Origin of the sequence: Scandinavium sp. UTDF21-P1B (assembly GCF_040750395.1) — a bacterium.
Classification (GTDB): Bacteria; Pseudomonadota; Gammaproteobacteria; order Enterobacterales; family Enterobacteriaceae; genus Scandinavium.
This window is the reverse complement of the sequence record NZ_JBFLVD010000011.1, coordinates 225,127-245,477: the sequence shown is the minus strand read 5'-3', so window position 1 is coordinate 245,477 and position 20,351 is coordinate 225,127. Positions and strand designations below refer to the sequence as shown.

General features: G+C 56.3%; 19 protein-coding genes, 1 tRNA gene and 1 other RNA gene. 9 read left to right on the top strand and 12 right to left on the bottom strand.

Features of this window, described 5'->3' with window-relative positions:
* Complete coding sequence (locus AB1287_RS07695) at positions 1-552, bottom strand: cytochrome b (RefSeq protein WP_435617420.1); 552 nt, start codon at positions 550-552, stop codon at positions 1-3.
* The gene (locus AB1287_RS07690; protein ID WP_435617419.1) at positions 552-1,607 is read right to left on the bottom strand and encodes a catalase family peroxidase; all 1,056 of its coding nucleotides are present in this window, start codon (positions 1,605-1,607) and stop codon (positions 552-554) included. Before AB1287_RS07690 ends, AB1287_RS07695 begins: the two co-directional genes overlap by 1 nt.
* A gap of 260 nt (positions 1,608-1,867) precedes the next feature.
* Here AB1287_RS07690 and AB1287_RS07685 point away from each other — a divergent pair.
* From AB1287_RS07685 to AB1287_RS07675, 3 genes are all read left to right on the top strand, one after another.
* Positions 1,868-1,955 (top strand) — tRNA-Ser (locus AB1287_RS07685).
* Between the two features lie 46 nt (positions 1,956-2,001).
* Positions 2,002-2,137: non-coding RNA, RtT sRNA (locus AB1287_RS07680), on the top strand.
* A gap of 85 nt (positions 2,138-2,222) precedes the next feature.
* Positions 2,223-2,645, top strand: coding sequence for a DUF6506 family protein (locus AB1287_RS07675; RefSeq protein WP_435617418.1), 423 nt, complete (start codon positions 2,223-2,225; stop codon positions 2,643-2,645).
* A 118-nt stretch (positions 2,646-2,763) separates the two neighbouring features.
* On the opposite strand, the gene phoH is transcribed toward AB1287_RS07675, so the two are convergent.
* A complete protein-coding gene (gene phoH / locus AB1287_RS07670) occupies positions 2,764-3,552 on the bottom strand; it encodes a phosphate starvation-inducible protein PhoH (RefSeq protein WP_312629759.1) in 789 nt (262 codons plus the stop codon).
* A 121-nt stretch (positions 3,553-3,673) separates the two neighbouring features.
* Here phoH and AB1287_RS07665 point away from each other — a divergent pair, with 121 nt between their 5' ends.
* On the top strand, positions 3,674-4,006 hold the full coding sequence (locus AB1287_RS07665; protein ID WP_435617417.1) for a hypothetical protein: 333 nt from the start codon (positions 3,674-3,676) through the stop codon (positions 4,004-4,006).
* A 136-nt stretch (positions 4,007-4,142) separates the two neighbouring features.
* Here AB1287_RS07665 and efeB read toward each other — a convergent pair whose 3' ends face one another.
* The 3 genes from efeB to efeU are packed head-to-tail and all read right to left on the bottom strand — an operon-like array spanning position 4,143 to position 7,437.
* Entirely contained in the window at positions 4,143-5,426 is a 1,284-nt protein-coding gene (gene efeB / locus AB1287_RS07660; protein ID WP_435617416.1) for an iron uptake transporter deferrochelatase/peroxidase subunit, read from the bottom strand.
* A gap of 4 nt (positions 5,427-5,430) precedes the next feature.
* Complete coding sequence (gene efeO / locus AB1287_RS07655) at positions 5,431-6,558, bottom strand: iron uptake system protein EfeO (protein ID WP_435617415.1); 1,128 nt, start codon at positions 6,556-6,558, stop codon at positions 5,431-5,433.
* 45 nt (positions 6,559-6,603) lie between these two features.
* Positions 6,604-7,437, bottom strand: coding sequence for an iron uptake transporter permease EfeU (gene efeU / locus AB1287_RS07650; RefSeq protein WP_312629751.1), 834 nt, complete (start codon positions 7,435-7,437; stop codon positions 6,604-6,606).
* A 249-nt stretch (positions 7,438-7,686) separates the two neighbouring features.
* Here efeU and AB1287_RS07645 point away from each other — a divergent pair, with 249 nt between their 5' ends.
* Positions 7,687-8,871 carry a NupC/NupG family nucleoside CNT transporter gene (locus tag AB1287_RS07645; RefSeq protein ID WP_435617414.1) on the top strand — a complete coding sequence of 395 codons (1,185 nt, stop codon included), beginning with the start codon at positions 7,687-7,689 and terminating at the stop codon, positions 8,869-8,871.
* A gap of 75 nt (positions 8,872-8,946) precedes the next feature.
* Here AB1287_RS07645 and AB1287_RS07640 read toward each other — a convergent pair whose 3' ends face one another.
* The gene (locus tag AB1287_RS07640; RefSeq protein ID WP_435617413.1) at positions 8,947-9,375 is read right to left on the bottom strand and encodes a DUF3574 domain-containing protein; all 429 of its coding nucleotides are present in this window, start codon (positions 9,373-9,375) and stop codon (positions 8,947-8,949) included.
* Positions 9,376-9,466: 91 nt separating this feature from the next.
* On the bottom strand, positions 9,467-10,972 hold the full coding sequence (putP, locus tag AB1287_RS07635) for a sodium/proline symporter PutP (RefSeq protein ID WP_312629748.1): 1,506 nt from the start codon (positions 10,970-10,972) through the stop codon (positions 9,467-9,469).
* A gap of 400 nt (positions 10,973-11,372) precedes the next feature.
* Here putP and putA point away from each other — a divergent pair, with 400 nt between their 5' ends.
* Both putA and AB1287_RS07625 read left to right on the top strand, forming a co-directional pair.
* Entirely contained in the window at positions 11,373-15,335 is a 3,963-nt protein-coding gene (putA, locus tag AB1287_RS07630; RefSeq protein ID WP_312629747.1) for a trifunctional transcriptional regulator/proline dehydrogenase/L-glutamate gamma-semialdehyde dehydrogenase, read from the top strand.
* 54 nt (positions 15,336-15,389) lie between these two features.
* Positions 15,390-15,782 (top strand): lysozyme inhibitor LprI family protein, encoded by a 393-nt coding sequence (locus AB1287_RS07625; RefSeq protein WP_435617412.1) that lies wholly within the window; start codon positions 15,390-15,392, stop codon positions 15,780-15,782.
* Here AB1287_RS07625 and rutR read toward each other — a convergent pair.
* The 3 genes from rutR to AB1287_RS07610 form a co-directional block, all read right to left on the bottom strand.
* The gene (gene rutR / locus AB1287_RS07620) at positions 15,779-16,417 is read right to left on the bottom strand and encodes an HTH-type transcriptional regulator RutR (RefSeq protein ID WP_435617411.1); all 639 of its coding nucleotides are present in this window, start codon (positions 16,415-16,417) and stop codon (positions 15,779-15,781) included. The genes AB1287_RS07625 and rutR overlap by 4 nt on opposite strands.
* A gap of 9 nt (positions 16,418-16,426) precedes the next feature.
* A complete protein-coding gene (locus AB1287_RS07615; RefSeq protein WP_435617410.1) occupies positions 16,427-17,362 on the bottom strand; it encodes a DMT family transporter in 936 nt (311 codons plus the stop codon).
* Positions 17,363-17,495: 133 nt separating this feature from the next.
* Positions 17,496-17,672 (bottom strand): general stress protein, encoded by a 177-nt coding sequence (locus tag AB1287_RS07610; RefSeq protein ID WP_097164821.1) that lies wholly within the window; start codon positions 17,670-17,672, stop codon positions 17,496-17,498.
* Positions 17,673-18,192: 520 nt separating this feature from the next.
* Between AB1287_RS07610 and wrbA the strand changes: the two genes are divergently transcribed.
* Positions 18,193-18,798, top strand: a complete 606-nt coding sequence (wrbA, locus tag AB1287_RS07605) for an NAD(P)H:quinone oxidoreductase (protein WP_435617409.1) — start codon at positions 18,193-18,195, stop codon at positions 18,796-18,798.
* A gap of 21 nt (positions 18,799-18,819) precedes the next feature.
* Complete coding sequence (locus tag AB1287_RS07600) at positions 18,820-19,047, top strand: YccJ family protein (protein WP_312629740.1); 228 nt, start codon at positions 18,820-18,822, stop codon at positions 19,045-19,047.
* A gap of 49 nt (positions 19,048-19,096) precedes the next feature.
* On the opposite strand, the gene agp is transcribed toward AB1287_RS07600, so the two are convergent.
* On the bottom strand, positions 19,097-20,344 hold the full coding sequence (gene agp, locus AB1287_RS07595; protein WP_435617408.1) for a bifunctional glucose-1-phosphatase/inositol phosphatase: 1,248 nt from the start codon (positions 20,342-20,344) through the stop codon (positions 19,097-19,099).
* Positions 20,345-20,351: the final 7 nt, after the last annotated feature.

The window sequence follows — 20,351 nt, the reverse complement described above, 5'->3', positions numbered from 1 at the left end:
TCACCCTCCCGGACGTCGACGAACGCTGCTCATAGTGCTGAATACACCGTCACGCAGGATCAGTCCGTGCAGCAGCGCCGCGGCGACATGGGCAAGGATTACGGCGAACAAAGCAAACGCGAGCAACGTATGTAAAGGACGCAGGATGGCATACAGAGAGATGTTCACGGGCAGCAATGCCGGTAATACCACTCCACCCCACAGCGTAACGGGATAGCCTGCGGCGGAAAGCATCGCCCAGCCGACCAGCGGTTGAGCAACCATCAGCAGATAAAGCGCCAGATGAGAAAGATGGGCCAGCACTTTTTGCCCTCGAGGTAAGGAACCCGGCAGCGCCGGTGCACCGTATCGCCAGCGGAGAAAAATACGCAACAGCACTAATACTTCGATAGCCGCGCCAAGGGGTCTGTGCACGGCGAGCAGCAGCGAGTGACTGGATGAAACCGTTGAGACCATCGCGACGCCGATAAACAGCATCGCCAGTATCGCCAGCGCCATCAGCCAGTGAACAAGGCGCAGCAGCGGGTGGAAGATCGTCGCCTGAGTTTTCATTAACGCTTCTCCTGACCCTGACGGGTTTCTTCGGTCGTTCTCAGATTAAAAGATTTTGCATAAGCCGCAGAGCGCGCGTTCAGCAGCGGATCGTCGGAACCGGCAATCCCGTCCGGCAGGATAAGCGGATCGTAGTTAATATTATTGCACGTGCCCCCCTGCTGATCTTCAGCCTTGTGAATCACCACTGTCCCCGCTACCAGAGAAGGATTCTCCTGCGGCCAGGCCTTCGTCGCATCATTGACCGGATCTCCCGGCTGGGCGACGGTGATCAGCAGATCCCAGGATAACGGTCCCGCGGCCAGGCGCGTTTTCAGTTCGCTGGAAAGGTAATTTTTATCCTCTTTATCCTGCGCCGAAACAGGTTGCCACGGAGAGTGCGGCACCAGGCTCCAGCGCACAAAATGGCTTTGGTTGTGCGCATCAATAAAGCGGAAGGCGTTCAGGCTGTTGTATTGTTCCTGCGCCCAGCTAGCGGCCAGAACGTGCGTTTTCGCCCACTGGAAGAAGGGTTTAGCTTCCGGATGCGCCTGCATAAAGGCCTGCATTTTCTGCGGATCCGGTTTTCCACTCGCCGCCAGCGGACGGGTGGCGATCTGTTGGTCATAAAACCCCTGCGGGGTAGCGACGCTAAAGAATGGCAGCGCATTCATGCCGCTGCGCCACTGCTCGCCATCAGTTAGCGTAAACGCCAGCGCGAAACTTCTCACCGGCACGGCGTAATCCGGCGCGCCCGGATTGCCGCCGGCAATGGCCAGCCTGCCGATGACCGGCACAATTCCTGGGCGAAAGACTGTCGCCCGCGAAAGCGTTGCGGCCTTGCCGTTGGAAATAAACTCGCCGCTCACGCAAATGCCTTTGGCATGATTGCGGCGAAAGCCTGGATGCACGCCGCCATTTTTTTCCAGCACCTCAATGAGCGTATTCGCCGAGAGCCGGTTCGGCGTCAGCCAGCCGCCAGCCCAGACAAAGAGCAGCAGCAGGACTACGGGAATACCGCCGACAAGCAGCAACAGGAAATTTTTTTTCGCAAAAACGCGGTCAGGTGTTTTCATCTTAGAAGCTCAGTCACAATAGAGTCTACACAAGACGAACGAGGAACGGATTTATTCCTGGCGGTCGAAAATTTTTTTCCGGATAAGCCATCACCATAAACTTTTTGATGATTGTCGGGCATAAAACGGCCACCGCCTGGCGTCGGTGTTCATTGCTTAACCTGTTGCACCAATTCCAGGAAATTATTCTTGACCGTACAGGTTCAACTCCCTATAGTACCGCCCCGTTGCCCCCGAGAGGTCAGGCAGCAATACAATATGGTGAGGTGTCCGAGTGGCTGAAGGAGCACGCCTGGAAAGTGTGTATACGGCAACGTATCGGGGGTTCGAATCCCCCCCTCACCGCCATATTTGAAGAAGAGCTCGTACGAAAGTACGGGCTTTTTTTTCGCCTGTGGCACCGTCTGTGGGGGGATGAGAACTCCCGACCGGGGTTCGACTGAACGGCAGGATAGCCGTTCAGCATGGCCAGCGGCCACCCGAAGGGCGAGGCACACGGATGTGCCGAGTGATATCCCCCCTCACCGCCATCTTTGAAGAAGAGCTCGTACGAAAGTACGGGCTTTTTTTTCGCCTGTGGCACTGCCCCCACTGTTTCACTCCCCCTGTAAAACAGTGATTATCGTTTCGGATAATTTTGCCAATTTGAGAATGTTTTTTAGAATAGCCATACATACAGACGTCAAAGCAGACTATCCACGGGGAGTAACCATGTTTCCAAATCTCAAAAAATGGGCCTTTTTCTATTTCTCACCCGATTTTTCTCCAGAGAAAAACACCGTGATCCACAGAAACGAAAGCAATAGCTGTGAGTTTATTACCGTCGGGTTTAGCCCCTCAGCAAAAACCGATGGTTCAATCATTCAGGTAGCAAAACAGCTCGTCAGTGAAGGCGTTCAGGTTATTGAGATCTGCGGTGGTTTTGGTCCGACCTGGGTAACCAAAATTTCTGAAGCCGTTGGGCCGGACGTCCCGGTTGGCACCGTCATGTATGGCCCCGAGCATCGGGCAGCACTGTTGCACATCATGAAACCTTAACGGTTTCACCGGACCGCACTTACCCATGAAAGGAAAGCCCTAACCGTTTTTCCTGCGATAAGAAAGGTCGCTTGCTTCGAAATGAAAAACGCCCCGGCATAATTGTCGGGGCGCAACCTCAGTTGTAGGCGTGTAGCGTACGCTGGCAGAGCGCGGATCGCACGCAATCCTCTGTGGTGAAGCGAACGATACCGACCATATCGTCCTCTTCAAAACGCGCCAGCGCATCGCTAAGACCGGACTGCACACCGCGCGGTAAGTCACACTGCGTGATGTCGCCGTTCACGATGACCGTTACGTTTTCCCCGAGGCGCGTCAGGAACATCTTCATTTGCGCTGCGGTCACGTTCTGGGCCTCGTCCAGAATCACCACCGCATTTTCAAAGGTACGTCCGCGCATGTAGGCGAACGGCGCGATTTCTACCTTGCCAATTTCCGGGCGCAGGCAGTATTGCATGAAGGACGCCCCCAGCCTTCTGACAAGCACGTCATAGACCGGGCGGAAGTACGGGGCGAACTTCTCAGAGATATCGCCGGGTAAGAAGCCAAGATCTTCATCGGCCTGCAGAACCGGACGGGTAACGATAATCCTCTCCACATCCTTATGGATCAGGGCCTCTGCCGCTTTCGCTGCGCTGATCCAGGTTTTCCCACACCCGGCTTCGCCGGTGGCGAAGATCAGCTGTTTACTCTCAATTGCATTCAGGTAGTGCGCCTGAGCTTCATTACGCGCTTCAATTGGAGAATGATCGCGGCTGTCCCGCGCCATGCCAATTGCTTCTACGCCGCCCATCTGCACAAGCGAGGTGACCGATTCTTCTTCACGCTGTTTATGGCTCCGTGAATCCCGTCTCAGCACACGTTTTGCTTCACGACGAGCTTTGATCACTGCTTTTTGTCTTCCCATGGATAGCACCTTGAGTTGTTGGTCAACATTACACGTGCTGGTTACATCAGCACGATTATGCGCACTAACGTCTGAGGTTTGGCTTCCTTGTAAGCCATTGCTTGCTGGTTGATGAGAGGTGATGACGCGACTACGCGCACCGCGCATCACATCGGTGGATGTGGAAGAGGGAAATTTAGTGGTGAAGACGTCGCTGCCGGAGGTGTGGCCTCCGCGCTGGGTGCTGCGGTTATGTTTGCTTTTCTGTCCAGTACAGGACCCAACCATTAGCGATCTCCTAAGTGAACCTTCACTGCCGGGAACTACCGCTGTTGTATTAAGTACATCACCAATTATCATTAATGCAACATATTTTTTACTTAAAGCTAACGAACGTGCATTTTCCCGGCCGGGATCAGTTTCTGACAGAAATATTACAGAATTATATCAATCACCTGCCAATACAAAAAAATGATGGACGCAGGTGGAAGATAAAATGTGACCAGATGAAACAATAAGGCGGGTAACGGTTTTTTTTTGCCTGCTGCGCTTATCGGGCCTGGATAGGGTATTTAGTAGGCCCGGCAAGCACAGCGCCGCCGGGCAGTAATTCAGGCTTCGAGAAGTGGCTGGGCGAGGTAGCCCGATTTGTCTTTCACACCCGGCAGCACGAAGAAATATCCGCCACCAATCGGCTTGATGTACTCCTCCAGCGCCTCGCCATTGAGCCGCTTCTGCACGGTCAGGAAGCCTTTCTCCAGATCGTGCTGATAGCAGACAAACAGCAGCCCCATCTCCAGCTGGCCAGAGTTGGTGACGCCCAGCGAATAGCTGTAGCCACGGCGCATCATTAAGCTGGACTGGGTTTCCGGCGTGCGCGGATTAGCGAGACGGATATGGCTGTCGAGCGCAATCACATCGCCATTCGGGTCGCGATCATAGTCCGGCACATCGTGCTCGTTCTTCATGCCGAGCGGTGCACCGGAATGCTTGTCCCGCCCGAAAATGGTCTGCTGTTCCTTCAGCGGCGTCCGGTCCCAGAACTCTACGTGGAACGGGATAATTCTCACCGCCTGGTAAGACCCCCCAACGGCCCAGGCCGGCTCGCCCTGACCGTCCGTCACCCAGACAATCTCATCCATCAGCTTCGCATCTTTGCTGTCAGGATTCGCGGTGCCATCCTTAAAGCCGAGCAAATTCACCGGCGTTTCTTTGCCTTTGCTGCGTGCCGCGTGGTCAGAGATAAATCCTTCCCGCTTCCAGCGCACGCTCAGCAGATCCGGTGAGTGCTTGATGATGTCACGCAGGGCATGGATAACCGTATCCTGCGTGTTGGCGCAGATTTGTAGCAGCACGTCGCCGTGGCAGAGTGCCGCATCCAGCGCGTCGTTCGGAAAGCGCGTCATCCGTTGCAGCTTCTTCGGCGCATGTGCCGCGAGGCCAAAACGTTCGTCGAACAGCGACTGCCCGACGGACACCGTAATGGTAAGGTTATCCGGTGCAATATAAGGCCCAAGGATCCCCGAATCCATCGGTGGAAGACGCGGGTTTGGCGTATCGGGCGCAGGCCCACCGCTGGTCAGGAAAGTGATGCGATCGGTGAGCAGCTTAAAAAGCCGCTGCAGGTCATTTTTATCACTGGCCAGCACGTCAAACGCCACAATCATCATCGACGCCTGCTGGGGCGTCAACACGCCCGCCTGATGCGTGCCATAGAACGGCTGCGTTTCCATACGTGCATCGGGAGAAAGCGTACCCGGCGCACTTTGCGGTTTTGCCGCATGGGCGACCGGGCAGCCCCCGGTCACCGCCAGCGCGCCTCCCAGCGCGCCGATGTTTTTCAGTAAGCGACGACGTGACGGCTCGGTCAGATCATCCGGTTTGCTCTGTGCCATTACACTAGTCCAGTCCGAGGATCCCACGCAGCTGTGCCAGATCTTCCGCAAGGGTCGTGACTGGCCCTTTCAGCGCATTGCGATCGGAATCCGTCAGCTTATCGTACGTTTCATAGCCGTCTTTGGTTTTGTACTTCGCAAGAATGGTGTCGACTTTCTTGAAGTTGGCATCCACCTTCGCCAGCAGCGCGCTATTTTCTTTTTGCAGCTGAGGACGCAGCAGGTTCACGATTTTCTGTGCGCCGTCGACGTTGGCCTGGAAATCCCACAGATCGGTATGGCTGTAGCGGTCTTCTTCCCCGCTGATTTTGCTGGCGGCCACTTCTTCAATCAGGTCCGCAGCACCGCCGACAACTTTAGACGGCGGGAACGCCAGTTCGCTGATGCGCTTTTGCAGTTCCAGCACGTCGTTGTTTAGCTTCGTCGCGTACTCTTCCATGCCCCTGGTGGTGTTGTCGCCAAACAGCGCTTTTTCCAGGCGGTGGAAGCCGGTGAATTTCGGATCTTCCGCTTTTTTCTCGTAGTCGTCTTCACGCGCGTCAATGCTGCCGTCGAGATCGGAGAACAGCTCGGCAATCGGTTCGATACGCTCATAATGCTGGCGTGTCGGAGCGTACAGCGCTTTGGCTTTTTCGATATCGCCCGCTTTCACCGCGTCTGTGAAGGCTTTGGTACCTTTCACAAGCTCAGCGGTTTCAGCCGTCACGTAGGCTTTGTAATCCGCAATCGCATCGCCAAGGCTGAGCACCGCGTTGGCTTTCGCCGCATCCGCCGTCGCTTCGCCTTTAACAGTCAGCGTCCCTTTCGGGTTGGTCAGCAGGCCGCAGGTCATTTCATACTGGCCCGGCTGCAGATTGGCGGTCATCTTCTGGGTGAAGCCCGGCGCGATATTCTCGCGCTCTTCCACGACCATCACGCCTTTGAGGATCTCCCACTCCAGGGCTTTCTGGCTGTGGTTCTGAATGATGAACTGCGTTTTGCCCGAGTTCACGGTGATGTTCATCGGCTCACACTGCTTGTCCGTCACCGTGACTTTAACCTGTGGAATATCGGCGGCCTGCGCGGCAAACGCAGAGGAGAACAGCGCAGCGATACCCAGCTGCAGCGCACTACGGCGGAAATTAATCGTCATGACCATCCCTTTTATCCAATGAGTATGTTGTAACTAAAATAGTGATTATGGTGCGCTGCGCGACGGCGTCGTTGCAGCCCGTGGCGGCAGTGCGAACAGCACCAGCGCCGGGATAAGGTAGATAAAGTACACAGCCACTTCGCTGACGCTCGGTGCTTCCTGGTAGCCAAAAATCCCTTCCAGCAGCGTGCCAAACAGCGTGTGGGTTGAGAGCGTATTGCTTAAATCAAAAGCGACACCCTGGAAGTGGTTCCACAACCCTGCCTCATGGAAGGCGCGGATAGCGCCTGCCGCCAGCCCGGCGGCCACCAACAGAATAAACAGGCTGGTCCACTTGAAGAATGCGCCGAGGTTCAGGCGGATACCGCCCCAGTAAATCATAAAGCCGAGTACCACGGCGGTCCCGAGGCCGAGCATCGCGCCCAGCGGCGGCCAGATGCCGAGATCCTGTTGAAAAGCAGCCAGCAGGAAAAATACGGACTCCAGTCCTTCGCGCGCCACGGCGAAAAAGACCATCAGAATCAGCGCCCAGCCGTGGTTGTTGCCTTTCTGAAGCGCGTTATCCACTGCCTCTTCCAGCTGCTTCTTCACGTTGCGCGACACTTTGCGCATCCAGAACACCATCCAGGTCAGGATAAACACCGCAATGACCGCCACGATGCCCTCAAACATCTCCTGCTCTTTCTGCGGAAATTCGCCGGTGGTTTCGTTGATGAAAATCCCGAGTCCAAGGCAAAGCGCAGCGGCGAGGAATACGCCAATCCACATGACGCCAATCCAGCGCCCTCGCTGCGTGCGTTTCAGATAGCTGGCGATAAGGCTGACGATAAGCGCCGCTTCCAGCCCTTCGCGTAACATGATGAGAAATGGAACAAACATGCCTGAAACCCTTCAGTGTGAACCGCAGTCAATGGATGCAAAGTTTCGTAAATATGAGTGATAGTGATTATCATTACGACGCAAAGAAACTCAAGTAAAATGTGCGGATAATGATGTCAGGTTGTAAAAAGTTTCCGGCGACAGGGTGAGCAGGCGAAGCAATTTATCTAAGCTTATTAACAGGTAATCGTTTACGTCGCTGAAGGGCTGTGGCTAAATAGGCGCCCGTTTACCTGCATATACACTGAAATGGCTAATCTACTCCACTTCCTGCTGGCGCTGGTGGTAATCCTCGCACTCGCCTGGCTGGTCAGTTTTGACCGCAAAACCATTCGCATTCGCTATCTGGCCCAACTCATTATTATTGAAATGGCGCTGGCGTTCTTTTTCCTGCACGCCGAGAGCGGTTTAGTCCTGATTAAATCTGTATCAGGCATGTTTGAATCGCTGCTGAAATATGCCGCAGAGGGCAGCAATTTTGTCTTTGGTGGCATGAGCGACAAAGGCCTGGCCTTTATTTTCCTGGGCGTGCTGTGCCCGATTATTTTTATTTCCGCACTGATCGGTATTCTCCAGCACTGGCGTATTCTGCCCATTTTTATTCGCGTCATTGGCACGCTGCTGTCGAAAGTCAACGGTATGGGCAAGCTGGAATCTTTTAATGCAGTGAGCTCACTCATCCTCGGCCAGTCTGAAAACTTCATTGCTTACAAGGGGGTACTCGGCGACCTCTCCTCACGTCGGCTGTTCACCATGGCCGCCACGGCAATGTCGACGGTCTCCCTGTCAATTGTTGGCGCCTATATGACCATGCTCGACGCGAAATATGTGGTGGCGGCGCTGGTGCTGAATATGTTCAGCACCTTTATTATCCTGTCGGTGATTAATCCGACGCGCCCGGATGCCGAAGCGGAAATTAAGCTCGAGAAACTGCACGAATCACAGAGCTTCTTTGAAATGCTCGGAGAATATATTCTCGCCGGCTTCAAAGTGGCGATGATTATCCTGGCGATGCTGATCGGCTTTATCGCCCTGATCAGCGCGGTGAACGCCCTCTTCTCGACGCTCTTTGGCCTGAGCTTCCAGGCGATTCTGGGCTACGTCTTCTACCCGCTGGCCTGGCTGATTGGCATTCCGCTGAGCGATGCGCTGCACGCAGGCAGCATTATGGCAACTAAGCTTGTGGCGAACGAGTTTGTGGCGATGATCGAACTGCAAAAGATTGCTGCAGAAATGACGCCGCGCGGACTGGGTATTCTGTCCGTGTTCCTCGTCTCCTTCGCTAACTTTGCGTCTATCGGCATCGTGGCGGGCGCCATTAAGGGGCTGAACGAGAAGCAGGGGAACGCGGTTTCCCGCTTTGGGCTGCGCCTGGTGTACGGCGCGACGCTGGTGAGTTTACTTTCGGCGAGCTTTGCTGGGCTGGTGCTGTAATTTTCGTCGGGTGGCGCTGACGCTTACCCGACCTACGCAGGCCGGGTAAGCGTAGCGCCCCCCCGGCAGATTTCATCAGAACTGCACGCAAACCGGCTGATCGACCCGCATCACCGATTCCTGCGCAAAGCGGGATTTGTAGACCCCCCGCAGGGCCTCAATATTCGTTTCGCTCTGCGCATCTTTGCCGTGAATCAGCATCAGGGCTTTGCTCTGCTCGCGCGCCACGGTGCCGTCATTACCGAGCCACTGCCCGCGCGCATCAAACACCGTCAGGCCATCCTTAAATCGCGGCGTCACGTCGCGGTCAACAAACTGCTGCCACTCCTGTGCCGTGATGTCCTTCCCTGCCGGACGACTCAGGCCGAAATAGAGCGTCGTCTGCTGCATCTGGTTTTCGGTTTTGCAACTTTGGGTGTCTGTTACGGCTTTCTGCGAGGGTGCCGTGCAACCGCTCAGTACGATCGCCAGCGCGGCGGCGGCTAAGCCCGTTCTGATTTTCATTGTCTGCTATCCTCATTGTTTTTATGTCGGAAGATATCAGCTTATTTTCAGGTGATTAGCAAGAAAAAAGCCCGCTTTCGCGGGCTTCAGTTTACTCAGGTTGCAGCTTTGTTGGTGGCGCAGAGTGATAGTGCGCATCCGCGTCGGCAAAGCGCTTCAGCATTGATGCCGACGGCGCTTTGTCCAGCAGGCTGAACAGCACAATACCGATGCTGCCGAAAATAAAGCCCGGAATAATTTCGTACAGGCCGAGCCAGCCGAACTGTTTCCAGACGATGACGGTGATGGCCCCGATAATCATCCCTGCCAGCGCACCGTTGCGGGTCATGCGTGACCACATTACGGAGAACAGCACCACCGGCCCAAACGCGGCACCGAAGCCCGCCCATGCGTAGCTCACAAGACCAAGCACGCGGTTTTCCGGGTTAGCGGCCAGCGCAATCGCTACCAGCGCCACCACCAGCACCATCAGGCGCCCAACCCACACCAGCTCTTTCTGGCTCGCGCCTTTACGCAGGAAGGCCTTGTACAGGTCTTCGGTAATCGCACTGGAGCACACCAGCAGCTGACAGCTCAGGGTGGACATCACCGCCGCCAGAATGGCCGACAGCAGGATCCCGGCAATCCACGGGTTGAACAGAATCTGCGCCAGTTCAATAAACACGCGCTCGCTGTTCTGGTTCACCGCGTTCGCCAGCTGTGGGTTAGTGTTGAAGAATGCAATGCCGAAGAAGCCGACGGCCACCGCGCCCGCCAGGCACAGGATCATCCAGGTCATGCTGATACGACGGGCATGCACGATGCTGTGATGGGAATCCGCCGCCATGAAGCGCGCCAGAATATGCGGCTGACCGAAGTAGCCCAGGCCCCAGCCCATCAGCGAAATAATCGCCACAAAGTTCAGGCCCTTGAGCATATCGACGTTCTCAATGCTCTTCTGCTTGATGACTTCCAGCGAATCGCCAAAGCCGCCGACGGTCAGGATGACAATCACCGGAGTCAGGATCAGGGCGAAAATCATCAGGCTTGCCTGCACGGTATCCGTCCAGCTCACGGCCAGGAAGCCGCCTATGAAGGTGTAAAGAATAGTCGCCGCTGCCCCGGCCCACAGCGCCGTTTCGTAGCTCATGCCGAAGGTGCTTTCAAACAGACGCGCCCCCGCCACAATGCCGGATGCACAATAAATGGTGAAGAAGAGCAGGATAACCAGCGCGGAGATAATGCGCAGCACACGGCTATTATCTTCGAAACGTCCGGTGAAATAGTCAGGCAGGGTCAAGGCGTTATTGTTAGCTTCGGTATGCACGCGCAGGCGCCCGGCCACCAGTTTCCAGTTAATCCATGCCCCCACGCACAGGCCAATAGCAATCCAGCTCTCGGAAATACCCGAGATGAAAATGGCGCCCGGCAGGCCCATCAGCAGCCAGCCGCTCATATCGGATGCGCCTGCAGAAAGCGCGGTCACAAATGGCCCGAGGCTACGGCCGCCCAGAATATAGTCGTCAAAATTTTTGGTGGAGCGCCAGGCAATAAAGCCAATCAGGATCATCCCCAAAATATAAATAAGAAACGTCACCACCATCGGTGTACTAGCCATAAATCATTCTCCAGAAAACGCTTTTTTATCCCTGAGTCCGGAACGAAGAATCAGGTTATTTATTACGGAAGGAGCGTATCCTGCCGTAAGCGGAATTTATTCACAAACGATTTAACACTGCATTTACAGATATTACACCCCGGCAATCAGACCATTTTTCTATAGGTTGCACTTGCTCACATTTTTATCGGTTGCACCTTTTGAAAATGTTAAATCCCGCATAAAACCTGGTCCTAATCATTATTCTTAGCGTGCTTTTTATTGTTAAACGCTTTTAACAATCCATTGCTTTTCCTGATTGCTGGCGAGGTCACACTTAACACGGTTGCACAAAGTTGCAACATGGTAGATATTTCTGTGCAACTAAAGCAGCAGTAACAGAACAACAGGAGTTTCTGGCATGGGCAGCACTACCATGGGCGTCAAACTTGACGATGCCACTCGCGAAAGAATTAGAAGCGCCGCAACCCGCATTGACCGCACCCCACACTGGCTGATCAAGCAGGCTATCTTTAACTATCTGGAAAAGCTGGAGAACGACGAAACATTGCCGGAGCTGCCGGCGCTCCTCTCCGGGGCCGCCAACGAAAGCGAGGAAGGCGTAATTCAGGCCGACGAAGCGCACCAGCCATTCCTTGAGTTTGCCGAGCAAATTCTGCCGCAGTCGGTGTCGCGCTCAGCTATCACCGCCGCATGGCGTCGTCCTGAGACTGACGCTGTGCCAATGCTGCTGGAGCAGGCCCGTCTGCCGCAGGAAATTGCCCAGCAGGCACATAAGCTTGCTTATCAGCTGGCGGAAAAGCTGCGTAACCAGAAGAATGCGAGCGGTCGTGCAGGAATGGTGCAGAGCCTGCTGCAGGAGTTCTCCCTCTCTTCTCAGGAAGGCGTGGCGCTGATGTGCCTGGCGGAAGCATTACTGCGTATTCCGGATAAAGCCACCCGCGATGCGCTGATCCGCGACAAAATCAGCAACGGTAACTGGCAGTCGCACATTGGCCGCAGCCCGTCGCTGTTCGTCAACGCCGCCACCTGGGGGCTGCTGTTCACCGGTAAACTGGTATCAACGCACAACGAGGCCAGCCTCTCCCGCTCCCTGAACCGCATTATCGGCAAGAGCGGCGAGCCGCTGATCCGCAAAGGCGTGGACATGGCGATGCGCCTGATGGGCGAGCAATTTGTCACCGGAGAAACCATCTCAGAGGCGCTGGCTAACGCCCGCAAGCTCGAAGAAAAAGGCTTCCGCTACTCTTACGACATGCTGGGTGAAGCCGCCCTGACCGCCGCCGATGCGCAAGCGTATATGGTTTCCTACCAGCAGGCCATTCACTCAATTGGCAAAGCCTCAAACGGCCGCGGCATTTATGAAGGCCCGGGCATTTCCATTAAGCTCTCTGCCCTGCATCCGCGCTACAGTCGCGCGCAGTACGACCGTGTAATGGAAGAGCTTTACCCGCGACTAAAATCCCTGACCCTGCTGGCACGCCAGTATGACATCGGCATCAACATCGACGCCGAAGAGGCCGACCGCCTGGAGATCTCCCTCGACCTGCTGGAAAAACTCTGCTTCGAGCCGGATCTGGCGGGCTGGAACGGTATCGGTTTCGTCATTCAGGCCTATCAGAAACGCTGCCCGTTCGTGATTGACTACCTGACTGACCTTGCCACCCGTAGCCGTCGTCGCCTGATGATCCGCCTGGTGAAGGGCGCGTACTGGGACAGTGAAATCAAGCGTGCGCAGATGGACGGCCTTGAGGGCTACCCTGTTTATACCCGCAAGGTGTACACCGATGTCTCCTATCTCGCCTGCGCCAAAAAACTGCTGGCGGTGCCGAACCTGATTTATCCGCAGTTCGCCACCCACAATGCCCATACGCTGGCGGCGATTTACCAGTTGGCGGGCCAGAACTATTATCCGGGACAGTATGAATTCCAGTGCCTGCATGGCATGGGGGAACCGCTGTACGAGCAGGTCGTGGGCAAAGTTGCCGACGGCAAGCTGAACCGACCATGCCGCATTTATGCTCCGGTGGGCACCCACGAAACGCTGCTGGCGTATCTGGTGCGTCGTCTGCTGGAAAACGGCGCTAACACCTCTTTCGTCAACCGCATTGCCGATACCAGCCTGCCGCTTGACGAGCTGGTCGCCGACCCGGTCAGCGCGGTGGAAGCGCTGGCGCAGCAGGAAGGCAACATCGGCCTGCCGCATCCGAAGATCCCGCTGCCTCGCGCGCTGTATGGCGAAGGTCGCGATAACTCTGCCGGGCTCGATCTGGCGAATGAACACCGTCTCGCCTCCCTCTCCTCTTCCCTGCTCAACAGCGCGTTGCAGAAGTGGCACGCCAAACCGATGCTGGAACAGCCGACCGAAGAGGGCGATATGCAGCCGGTGGTGAACCCGGCCGAGCCGAAAGACATTGTCGGTTATGCCCGTGAAACCACCGAACAGGAAGTGGAACAGGCGCTGACCAGCGCGGTCAACAACGCGCCAATCTGGTTCGCCACGCCGCCGCAGGAGCGTGCCGCTATCCTCGAACGCGCTGCCGTGCTGATGGAAGGCCAGATGCAGCAGCTGATGGGCATTCTGGTGCGTGAGGCCGGAAAAACCTTCTCCAATGCCATCGCCGAAGTCCGCGAGGCGGTCGACTTCCTGCATTACTATGCAGGACAGGTTCGCGATGATTTCGCCAATGAAACGCACCGCCCGCTCGGACCGGTTGTCTGTATCAGTCCGTGGAACTTCCCGCTGGCGATCTTCACCGGGCAGATTGCGGCAGCCCTTGCCGCTGGCAACAGCGTGCTGGCAAAACCTGCGGAGCAAACGCCGCTGATTGCCGCTCAGGGCATCAACATTCTGCTGGAAGCAGGCGTGCCGCCGGGCGTGGTTCAGCTGCTGCCAGGCCGCGGGGAAACCGTTGGCGCACAGCTGACGTCCGATAACCGCGTGCGCGGCGTCATGTTCACTGGTTCCACCGAAGTCGCCACGCTGCTGCAGCGCAATATCGCCAGCCGCCTCGATCCACAGGGTCGCCCGACGCCGCTTATCGCCGAAACCGGTGGCATGAACGCGATGATTGTCGATTCCTCTGCGCTGACCGAACAGGTGGTGGTCGACGTGCTGGCTTCGGCGTTCGACAGCGCAGGCCAGCGCTGCTCCGCCCTGCGCGTGCTTTGTCTGCAGGATGACATTGCCGATCACACGCTGACGATGCTGAAAGGCGCGATGGCAGAGTGTCGCATGGGCAATCCAGGACGCATGACCACGGACATCGGCCCGGTGATTGATGCCGAAGCCAAAGGTAACATCGAGCGTCATATTCAGGCGCTGCGCAGTAAAGGCCGCCCGGTGTTCCAGGCCGCACGGGAAAACGGCGACGACCGCCGCGAATGGGCCACCGGCACCTTCGTGCCGCCAACGCTCATCGAGCTGGAGAGCTTTGACGAGCTGCAAAAAGAGGTCTTCGGCCCGGTTCTGCACGTGGTGCGCTACAGCCGCAACGAGCTGGATGCGCTGGTAGAGCAGATTAACGCCTCTGGCTACGGCTTAACCCTTGGCGTGCATACCCGTATCGATGAAACCATCGCTCAGGTCACCGGCAGCGCCAACGTCGGCAACCTGTACGTCAACCGTAATATGGTGGGTGCAGTGGTTGGCGTGCAGCCGTTCGGCGGTGAAGGCCTGTCGGGCACCGGCCCGAAAGCGGGTGGTCCAATGTATCTTTATCGCCTGCTCGCCAGTCGCCCGGACGACGCGCTGCTCACCACCCTCAACCGTCAGGATGCCGAACGCCCGGTCGACGCGCAGCTGAAAATGCTGCTTGAACAACCGCTGACGGCGCTGCGCGAATGGGCGAACAATCGCCCGGCACTGCAAACCCTTTGTACACGCTATGCGGAACTGGCGCAGGCCGGAACGCAGCGTCTGTTGCCAGGCCCAACCGGCGAGCGCAACACCTGGACGCTGATGCCGCGTGAACGCGTACTGTGTCTTGCGGATAACGAAGACGATGCGCTGATTCAGCTGGCCGCCGTCACCGCAGTGGGCTGTGAAGTGCTTTGGCCGGACGAAAGTCTGCACCGTTCGCTTGCCAAACAGCTTCCAAAAGCGGTCAACGAGCGTATTCACTTCGCTAAACGCGAGCAGATTACCGCAGAGCATTTCGACGCGGTCATTTACCACGGTGATTCTGACCAGCTGCGTGAGTTGTGTCAGCAGGTCGCGGCCCGCGACGGCGCGATTATTTCGGTGCAGGGCTTTGCCCGCGGCGAAACCAATCTGCTGCTGGAACGTCTTTACGTCGAGCGCTCGCTCAGCGTAAATACCGCAGCCGCAGGCGGCAACGCCAGCCTGATGACAATCGGCTAAAGCTGTGATTAATTAAGGCTCCGGAAACGGGGCCTTTTTTCTTTGGAGAGAATAATGAAACCGATCATTATCGCGGCAGCACTGCTGTTCAGCACCGCTGCTCTGGCGGATGACTGCGGCAACGCCGGCAATCAGATTGACATAAACACCTGCGCCGCAAACCAGCTGAAAGCGGCGGACGGCAGGCTGAATAACGCTTACGGCACCGCGATGAAGCGCGCGCCGCAAGCCACTAAGGCGCTGCTGAAAACCGCACAGCAGAAATGGATTGCCCTGCGCGACGCTGACTGCGCGCTGATAAGCTCTGGCACCGAAGGCGGCAGCATCCAGCCGATGATCCACGCCCAGTGCCTGACCGACAAAACCGTCGAGCGCACCGCGTGGCTGGAATCGCTGCTGAACTGCGAGGAAGGTGATTTAAGCTGCCCGCTGCCGCCGAAGCCTTAACGCAGGCGGATCCCCTCGATAATCATGCGCTGTACGCTTTCCACCGTCTGCTGAAAGAACGCTTCATCCTGTAAGGTTTTACCGGTGACCGCCTCCACCTGCGTGGAAAAATCCGCGTAGTGCTGCGTGGCGGCCCAAATCATAAAGATCAGATGGTTAGGGTCAATTGCCGCCAGCTTGCCTTCCTTTACCCAGCCGGAAATAATCGCGGATTTCTCGTCCACCAGCGATTTCAAATCCCCCGTCAGCTCCGCCATCAGCAACGGCGCACCCTGCAGCATTTCCAGGCAGAACAACCGCGAGGCCTCCGGATGATCGCGCGACACCTCCAGCTTGAGCCGAATATATTCGCCAATCGCCTCCAGCGGAGCAAACTCTTCACGAAACGCGCGCAGCGGCGCGAGCCAGATGTCGAGGATGTTGCGCATCACCGCCACGTACAGCGCTTCTTTTGACGGGTAGTAATACAGCAGATTGGTTTTCGATACCCCGGCCTGTTCCGCCACCTGTTCAAGACGGGTGCCGTGAATGCCAAACTGCGAGAAAGTCGTCAGGGCCGCGCTCAGAATTGCCGCTTTTTTGGCGTTAACCGCCTGGCTGCGCTTCCCGGTTTTTTTGCAGGCTGCCTGCGTCATTCGCTCTCCTTATTCCTGTTCCGCACAGGCGTTGTCATTCCCTTCCGGCCCTTCCGGCAAAGCGGCTTTTTTCTTTTTGAATTTCAGCTCGCTGACCAGCACGCCTGCGACGATAAACGCAGCGCCGAGCAGCGCCAGCATCGGCAAACGCTCTCCCGCCATACGGCCAAAAATGCCCGCCCAGACAGGCTCCCCCGTATAGATAACCGTTGCGCGGGTCGGCGAGACGCTGCGCTGTGCCCAGTTCATCACCACCTGAATAATCGCACTGAAAATACCCAGCCCCAGCGCCACCACCAGCAGGCCCGGCGAGAAGGACGGCACCGATTCGCCCGCCGGTATCATCATACTGAAGGCAACCAGCGACGCCGTAGCCAACTGCACGACCGTCACGCGCTTTACGTCGACTTTTCCGGCCCAGGCGCTAATCAGAATAATTTCCGCGGCAATGGCAACCGCGCCCGCAAGCGTAATGAGTTCCCCTGCCCCCAGCGCCAGCAGATTGCCTTCCGGTCCGGCGAGTAAGATCAGGCCAACGAAGGCCAGCGCAATCCCGACGCAGGACATCAGCCCAGGCATTCTCCCGAGACAAAGCCATTGCAGCAGCGGCACCAGCGGCACATACATCGCGGTGATAAACGCCGATTTACTGCTGGAGATGGACTGTAGTCCCCAGGTTTGCAGGCTGTAGCCGAACGCGATCGCAACACCAATCGCCACGCCCGCTTTTAGCTCAAGCCACGTCATTCCACGTAGTGAACGCAATGAGAGCAGGCCAACCGCTATCGCCGCCGTAGCAAATCGCAGACCGACAAAGAAAAACGGATCGCTCAGGGTAACCGCGTACTGCACTGCAAGGAAAGTGCCACCCCAGAACATGGTGATGACAATCAGGAGCGCCTCCTGAGGCTTTACCGAGAATTGATAGCGTGAAAGAAAGGACATAGTACCGCCGGGATGACATTCAGCCCATCAGTGTGCAGATTCCCGGAGACGGCTGCAATAAAAAAACCGCCGGTCTTCACCGGCGGCAGGGAGAGAGGAGACATGGTTAACCCCCTCTTACGGCATCTGAGCGCTAGCTGTTGCGGTTGCTGCCGTGGCTGTTTTTACCCCCTTTTTTACCAGCTTCGGACGCGCGCTGGGGATCGTTTTTAAAGTTCCCCCCGCTGTGCTGGCCACCTTTACGACCTGCTTCTGATGCTCTTTCGCGGTCTTCAGCAAAATTACCTGAACCGCCACGATGGTTTGCCATTACCGACCTCCGGTTGTACAGACATCATATTGCATTACGTGAATGTGGAAGATTCCACTACGCGAGCCGGGCCAAAGCCCTGTTTTCTGCCGCGTGGAACTAAGCTTAGTGGATGCCAATTATTCCTCCAGCAGTTGGTAATATTCTGCAACATGCGCCAGGCCAAAAGTATGGGATTACCGCTGCGTGTCTGATAAGCGCTTCTTATGACTTACGAAAAAAACGAAAACGAAAGTGTGTCAAAGTGCGACAAGACAATCGTTACGTTATTTATATATAAATACATGATTATTAATAGTTAATTCGTAGCGCTTCGCCATAAAGCGTAAGATCACAGCCCTTTAATAAGCGATGGCCTTATCCCATTAAATACACCCTCATCTGGCGACGCTTCCTCAAGGCATCCCGGAGCCAGCAGGCCAGTGCAATTTCCTGCCAGAAAGTTGACCGGAACAGGGATGTGACCAACACTTTGAGGAGTATCTTTAGAAAACACAGTGTAAAAACGGAGAGTAACGCTATGAGTGGAAAGGCTAAAATTTTGGTTCTTTACTATTCCATGTACGGACACATTGAAACAATGGCGAAGGCCGTTGCCGAAGGAGCAAGCGGCGTTGATGGCGCAGAGGTCACCGTGAAACGCGTGCCGGAAACCATGTCAGCGGAGGTCTTCGCGAAAGCCGGAGGCAAAACCCACACCGCGCCGGTGGCCACGCCGCAGGAGCTGTCAGACTATGATGCCATCATCTTTGGTACGCCAACCCGCTTTGGCAATATGGCCGGACAAATGCGTACCTTCCTCGATCAAACCGGCGGCCTGTGGGCCTCGGGCGCTTTATACGGCAAACTCGGTAGCGTCTTTAGCTCTACGGGTACCGGCGGCGGCCAGGAACACACCATCAGCTCCACCTGGACGACCCTCGCCCATCACGGCATGGTAATTGTGCCCATCGGCTATCGCGCGCAGGAGCTGTTTGACGTTTCTCAGGTGCGCGGCGGTACGCCCTATGGCGCGACGACCATCGCAGGCGGCGACGGTTCCCGTCAGCCAAGCCAGGAAGAGCTGGCGATTGCCCGCTATCAGGGTAAACATGTTGCGGAACTGGCCGTAAAACTTAACGCTTAACCTTCCGTCAGGAGGAAAGACATGCCTACACAGGAATCAAAAGCGCATCACGTTGGCGAATGGGCCACCCTGCGTAACACCTCACCCGAAATCGCGGAAGCCATTTTTGAAGTGGCAAAATACGACGAAAAACTGGCAGAGAAAATCTGGGAAGAAGGCAACGACGAAGTGCTGTCGCTGGCTTTTGGGCGAACCGATAAAGACTCGCTCTTCTGGGGCGAACAAACTATCGAACGTAAAAACGTGTGACCTTAACTTACTCCCCCGCTCCCGCGGGGGAGTTTACTTTCAGCTCAATCTATTTTCCCGTCGCGGCACTGTTCAACACCGCATTGAATTTATCCACCGGACAGAATCCATTGGCATCCACCGGGCATCCGTTTAGCTCAAGCGTCACGCGCTGCGGCGGCGACTTGAGCGTCAGTACGTCGGCGTTACGCAGCTGTTCCGTGCTCTGATACACATACTCAATCTTCATCAGCTCGCGGTTGCCGCTCGTGTCGTGCCAGCGCTGGAACACGATTTTGCCGCCAATCGGCGTACGTTCGTACTGGTTCTGCAGCTGGTACGGTTTGAAGTCCAGCGCCATCAGCAATGAGGCAATATTAGAATCATGCCCCACCAGCAGCGTCACCTTCGGCGCCTTCGCGGCCTCCATGACCAGCGCTTTGTCGATGTATTTCACCAGAGGTGCCGCCACGTTGCGCGCCACGGCCGGAGAGGTAAACAGACTATCCTGATAGCCGTTTTTCAGCTCAGAGAGTAGGCGCCACTGCTGGTCGGTTTTGATTTGTCCCCATGCCACCTGATCGAGCGGGAAGCCTTCGTAATACTGGAGCGTAAAGGCATCCACCAGCGAATTGCCGACCTTCAGCGGCCCATTGACGCCCGGTTCTTTCTCATACGGCGCAATAAATTCGTCCTTGCCTTCCGGCAGTGAGCAAACCTTCTTCTCTTTGCAGGACGGTGAGTTCTGATAGCTGGTGATTTGCTCCAGCAGCTTGTAGCTCTCGTCGAGGTGCATTTTCTGACGTTCATCGCCCATCGCCTTCACCGCCTGCTGGCTGAACGCGGCAGACTCATCGGTGATCACCGGGTTAAACGTTGGGTCCATAGTGCCCATTTTTTCCTGGTGATGGACCGGTACGTCACAGCCCGGGAACGCACCCGTAATGAAGAACTGAGCCGTTGCCACGGTACGCTGCAGGCTGTTGGCGTAGGCATAGACCGTGCCCGGTACCGGGCATTCACCGGTCGTCACTATGCCCTGCTCCGCGAGCCATTCCCGCATGTAATGGCCCATATACACTTCCAGCACGCCGCCTTTGGTGGTGAGCTGTCCCCCGGGCACATCCCATTCAGGCCATTTGTTTGGCGTGGATTGCTCCAGCACGCTGCCGTTATTGGCAAGCGGCGCGCGCAGGTTATGACGGCTCATGATCAGCACCTGTTGTAGCTGATACCCCTGCGGGGCCTCCTGTGCCTGAATGCCAGAACTTGCCAGAGTGGTGCCGACTATCGCAGCGGCCAGTACGCTTTTTCTCATCCCTAAA

Bases quoted from the DNA above. Each gene is read 5' to 3' on its own strand.
- AB1287_RS07695 (WP_435617420.1), bottom strand. From the start codon at position 552: ATGAAAACTCAGGCGACGATCTTCCACCCGCTGCTGCGCCTTGTTCAC.
- AB1287_RS07690 (WP_435617419.1), bottom strand. From the start codon at position 1,607: ATGAAAACACCTGACCGCGTTTTTGCGAAAAAAAATTTCCTGTTGCTG.
- phoH (WP_312629759.1), bottom strand. From the start codon at position 3,552: ATGGGAAGACAAAAAGCAGTGATCAAAGCTCGTCGTGAAGCAAAACGT.
- AB1287_RS07665 (WP_435617417.1), top strand. From the start codon at position 3,674: ATGACGCGACTACGCGCACCGCGCATCACATCGGTGGATGTGGAAGAG.
- efeB (WP_435617416.1), bottom strand. From the start codon at position 5,426: ATGGCACAGAGCAAACCGGATGATCTGACCGAGCCGTCACGTCGTCGC.
- efeO (WP_435617415.1), bottom strand. From the start codon at position 6,558: ATGACGATTAATTTCCGCCGTAGTGCGCTGCAGCTGGGTATCGCTGCG.
- efeU (WP_312629751.1), bottom strand. From the start codon at position 7,437: ATGTTTGTTCCATTTCTCATCATGTTACGCGAAGGGCTGGAAGCGGCG.
- AB1287_RS07645 (WP_435617414.1), top strand. From the start codon at position 7,687: ATGGCTAATCTACTCCACTTCCTGCTGGCGCTGGTGGTAATCCTCGCA.
- AB1287_RS07640 (WP_435617413.1), bottom strand. From the start codon at position 9,375: ATGAAAATCAGAACGGGCTTAGCCGCCGCCGCGCTGGCGATCGTACTG.
- putP (WP_312629748.1), bottom strand. From the start codon at position 10,972: ATGGCTAGTACACCGATGGTGGTGACGTTTCTTATTTATATTTTGGGG.
- putA (WP_312629747.1), top strand. From the start codon at position 11,373: ATGGGCAGCACTACCATGGGCGTCAAACTTGACGATGCCACTCGCGAA.
- AB1287_RS07625 (WP_435617412.1), top strand. From the start codon at position 15,390: ATGAAACCGATCATTATCGCGGCAGCACTGCTGTTCAGCACCGCTGCT.
- rutR (WP_435617411.1), bottom strand. From the start codon at position 16,417: ATGACGCAGGCAGCCTGCAAAAAAACCGGGAAGCGCAGCCAGGCGGTT.
- AB1287_RS07615 (WP_435617410.1), bottom strand. From the start codon at position 17,362: ATGTCCTTTCTTTCACGCTATCAATTCTCGGTAAAGCCTCAGGAGGCG.
- AB1287_RS07610 (WP_097164821.1), bottom strand. From the start codon at position 17,672: ATGGCAAACCATCGTGGCGGTTCAGGTAATTTTGCTGAAGACCGCGAA.
- wrbA (WP_435617409.1), top strand. From the start codon at position 18,193: ATGAGTGGAAAGGCTAAAATTTTGGTTCTTTACTATTCCATGTACGGA.
- AB1287_RS07600 (WP_312629740.1), top strand. From the start codon at position 18,820: ATGCCTACACAGGAATCAAAAGCGCATCACGTTGGCGAATGGGCCACC.
- agp (WP_435617408.1), bottom strand. From the start codon at position 20,344: ATGAGAAAAAGCGTACTGGCCGCTGCGATAGTCGGCACCACTCTGGCA.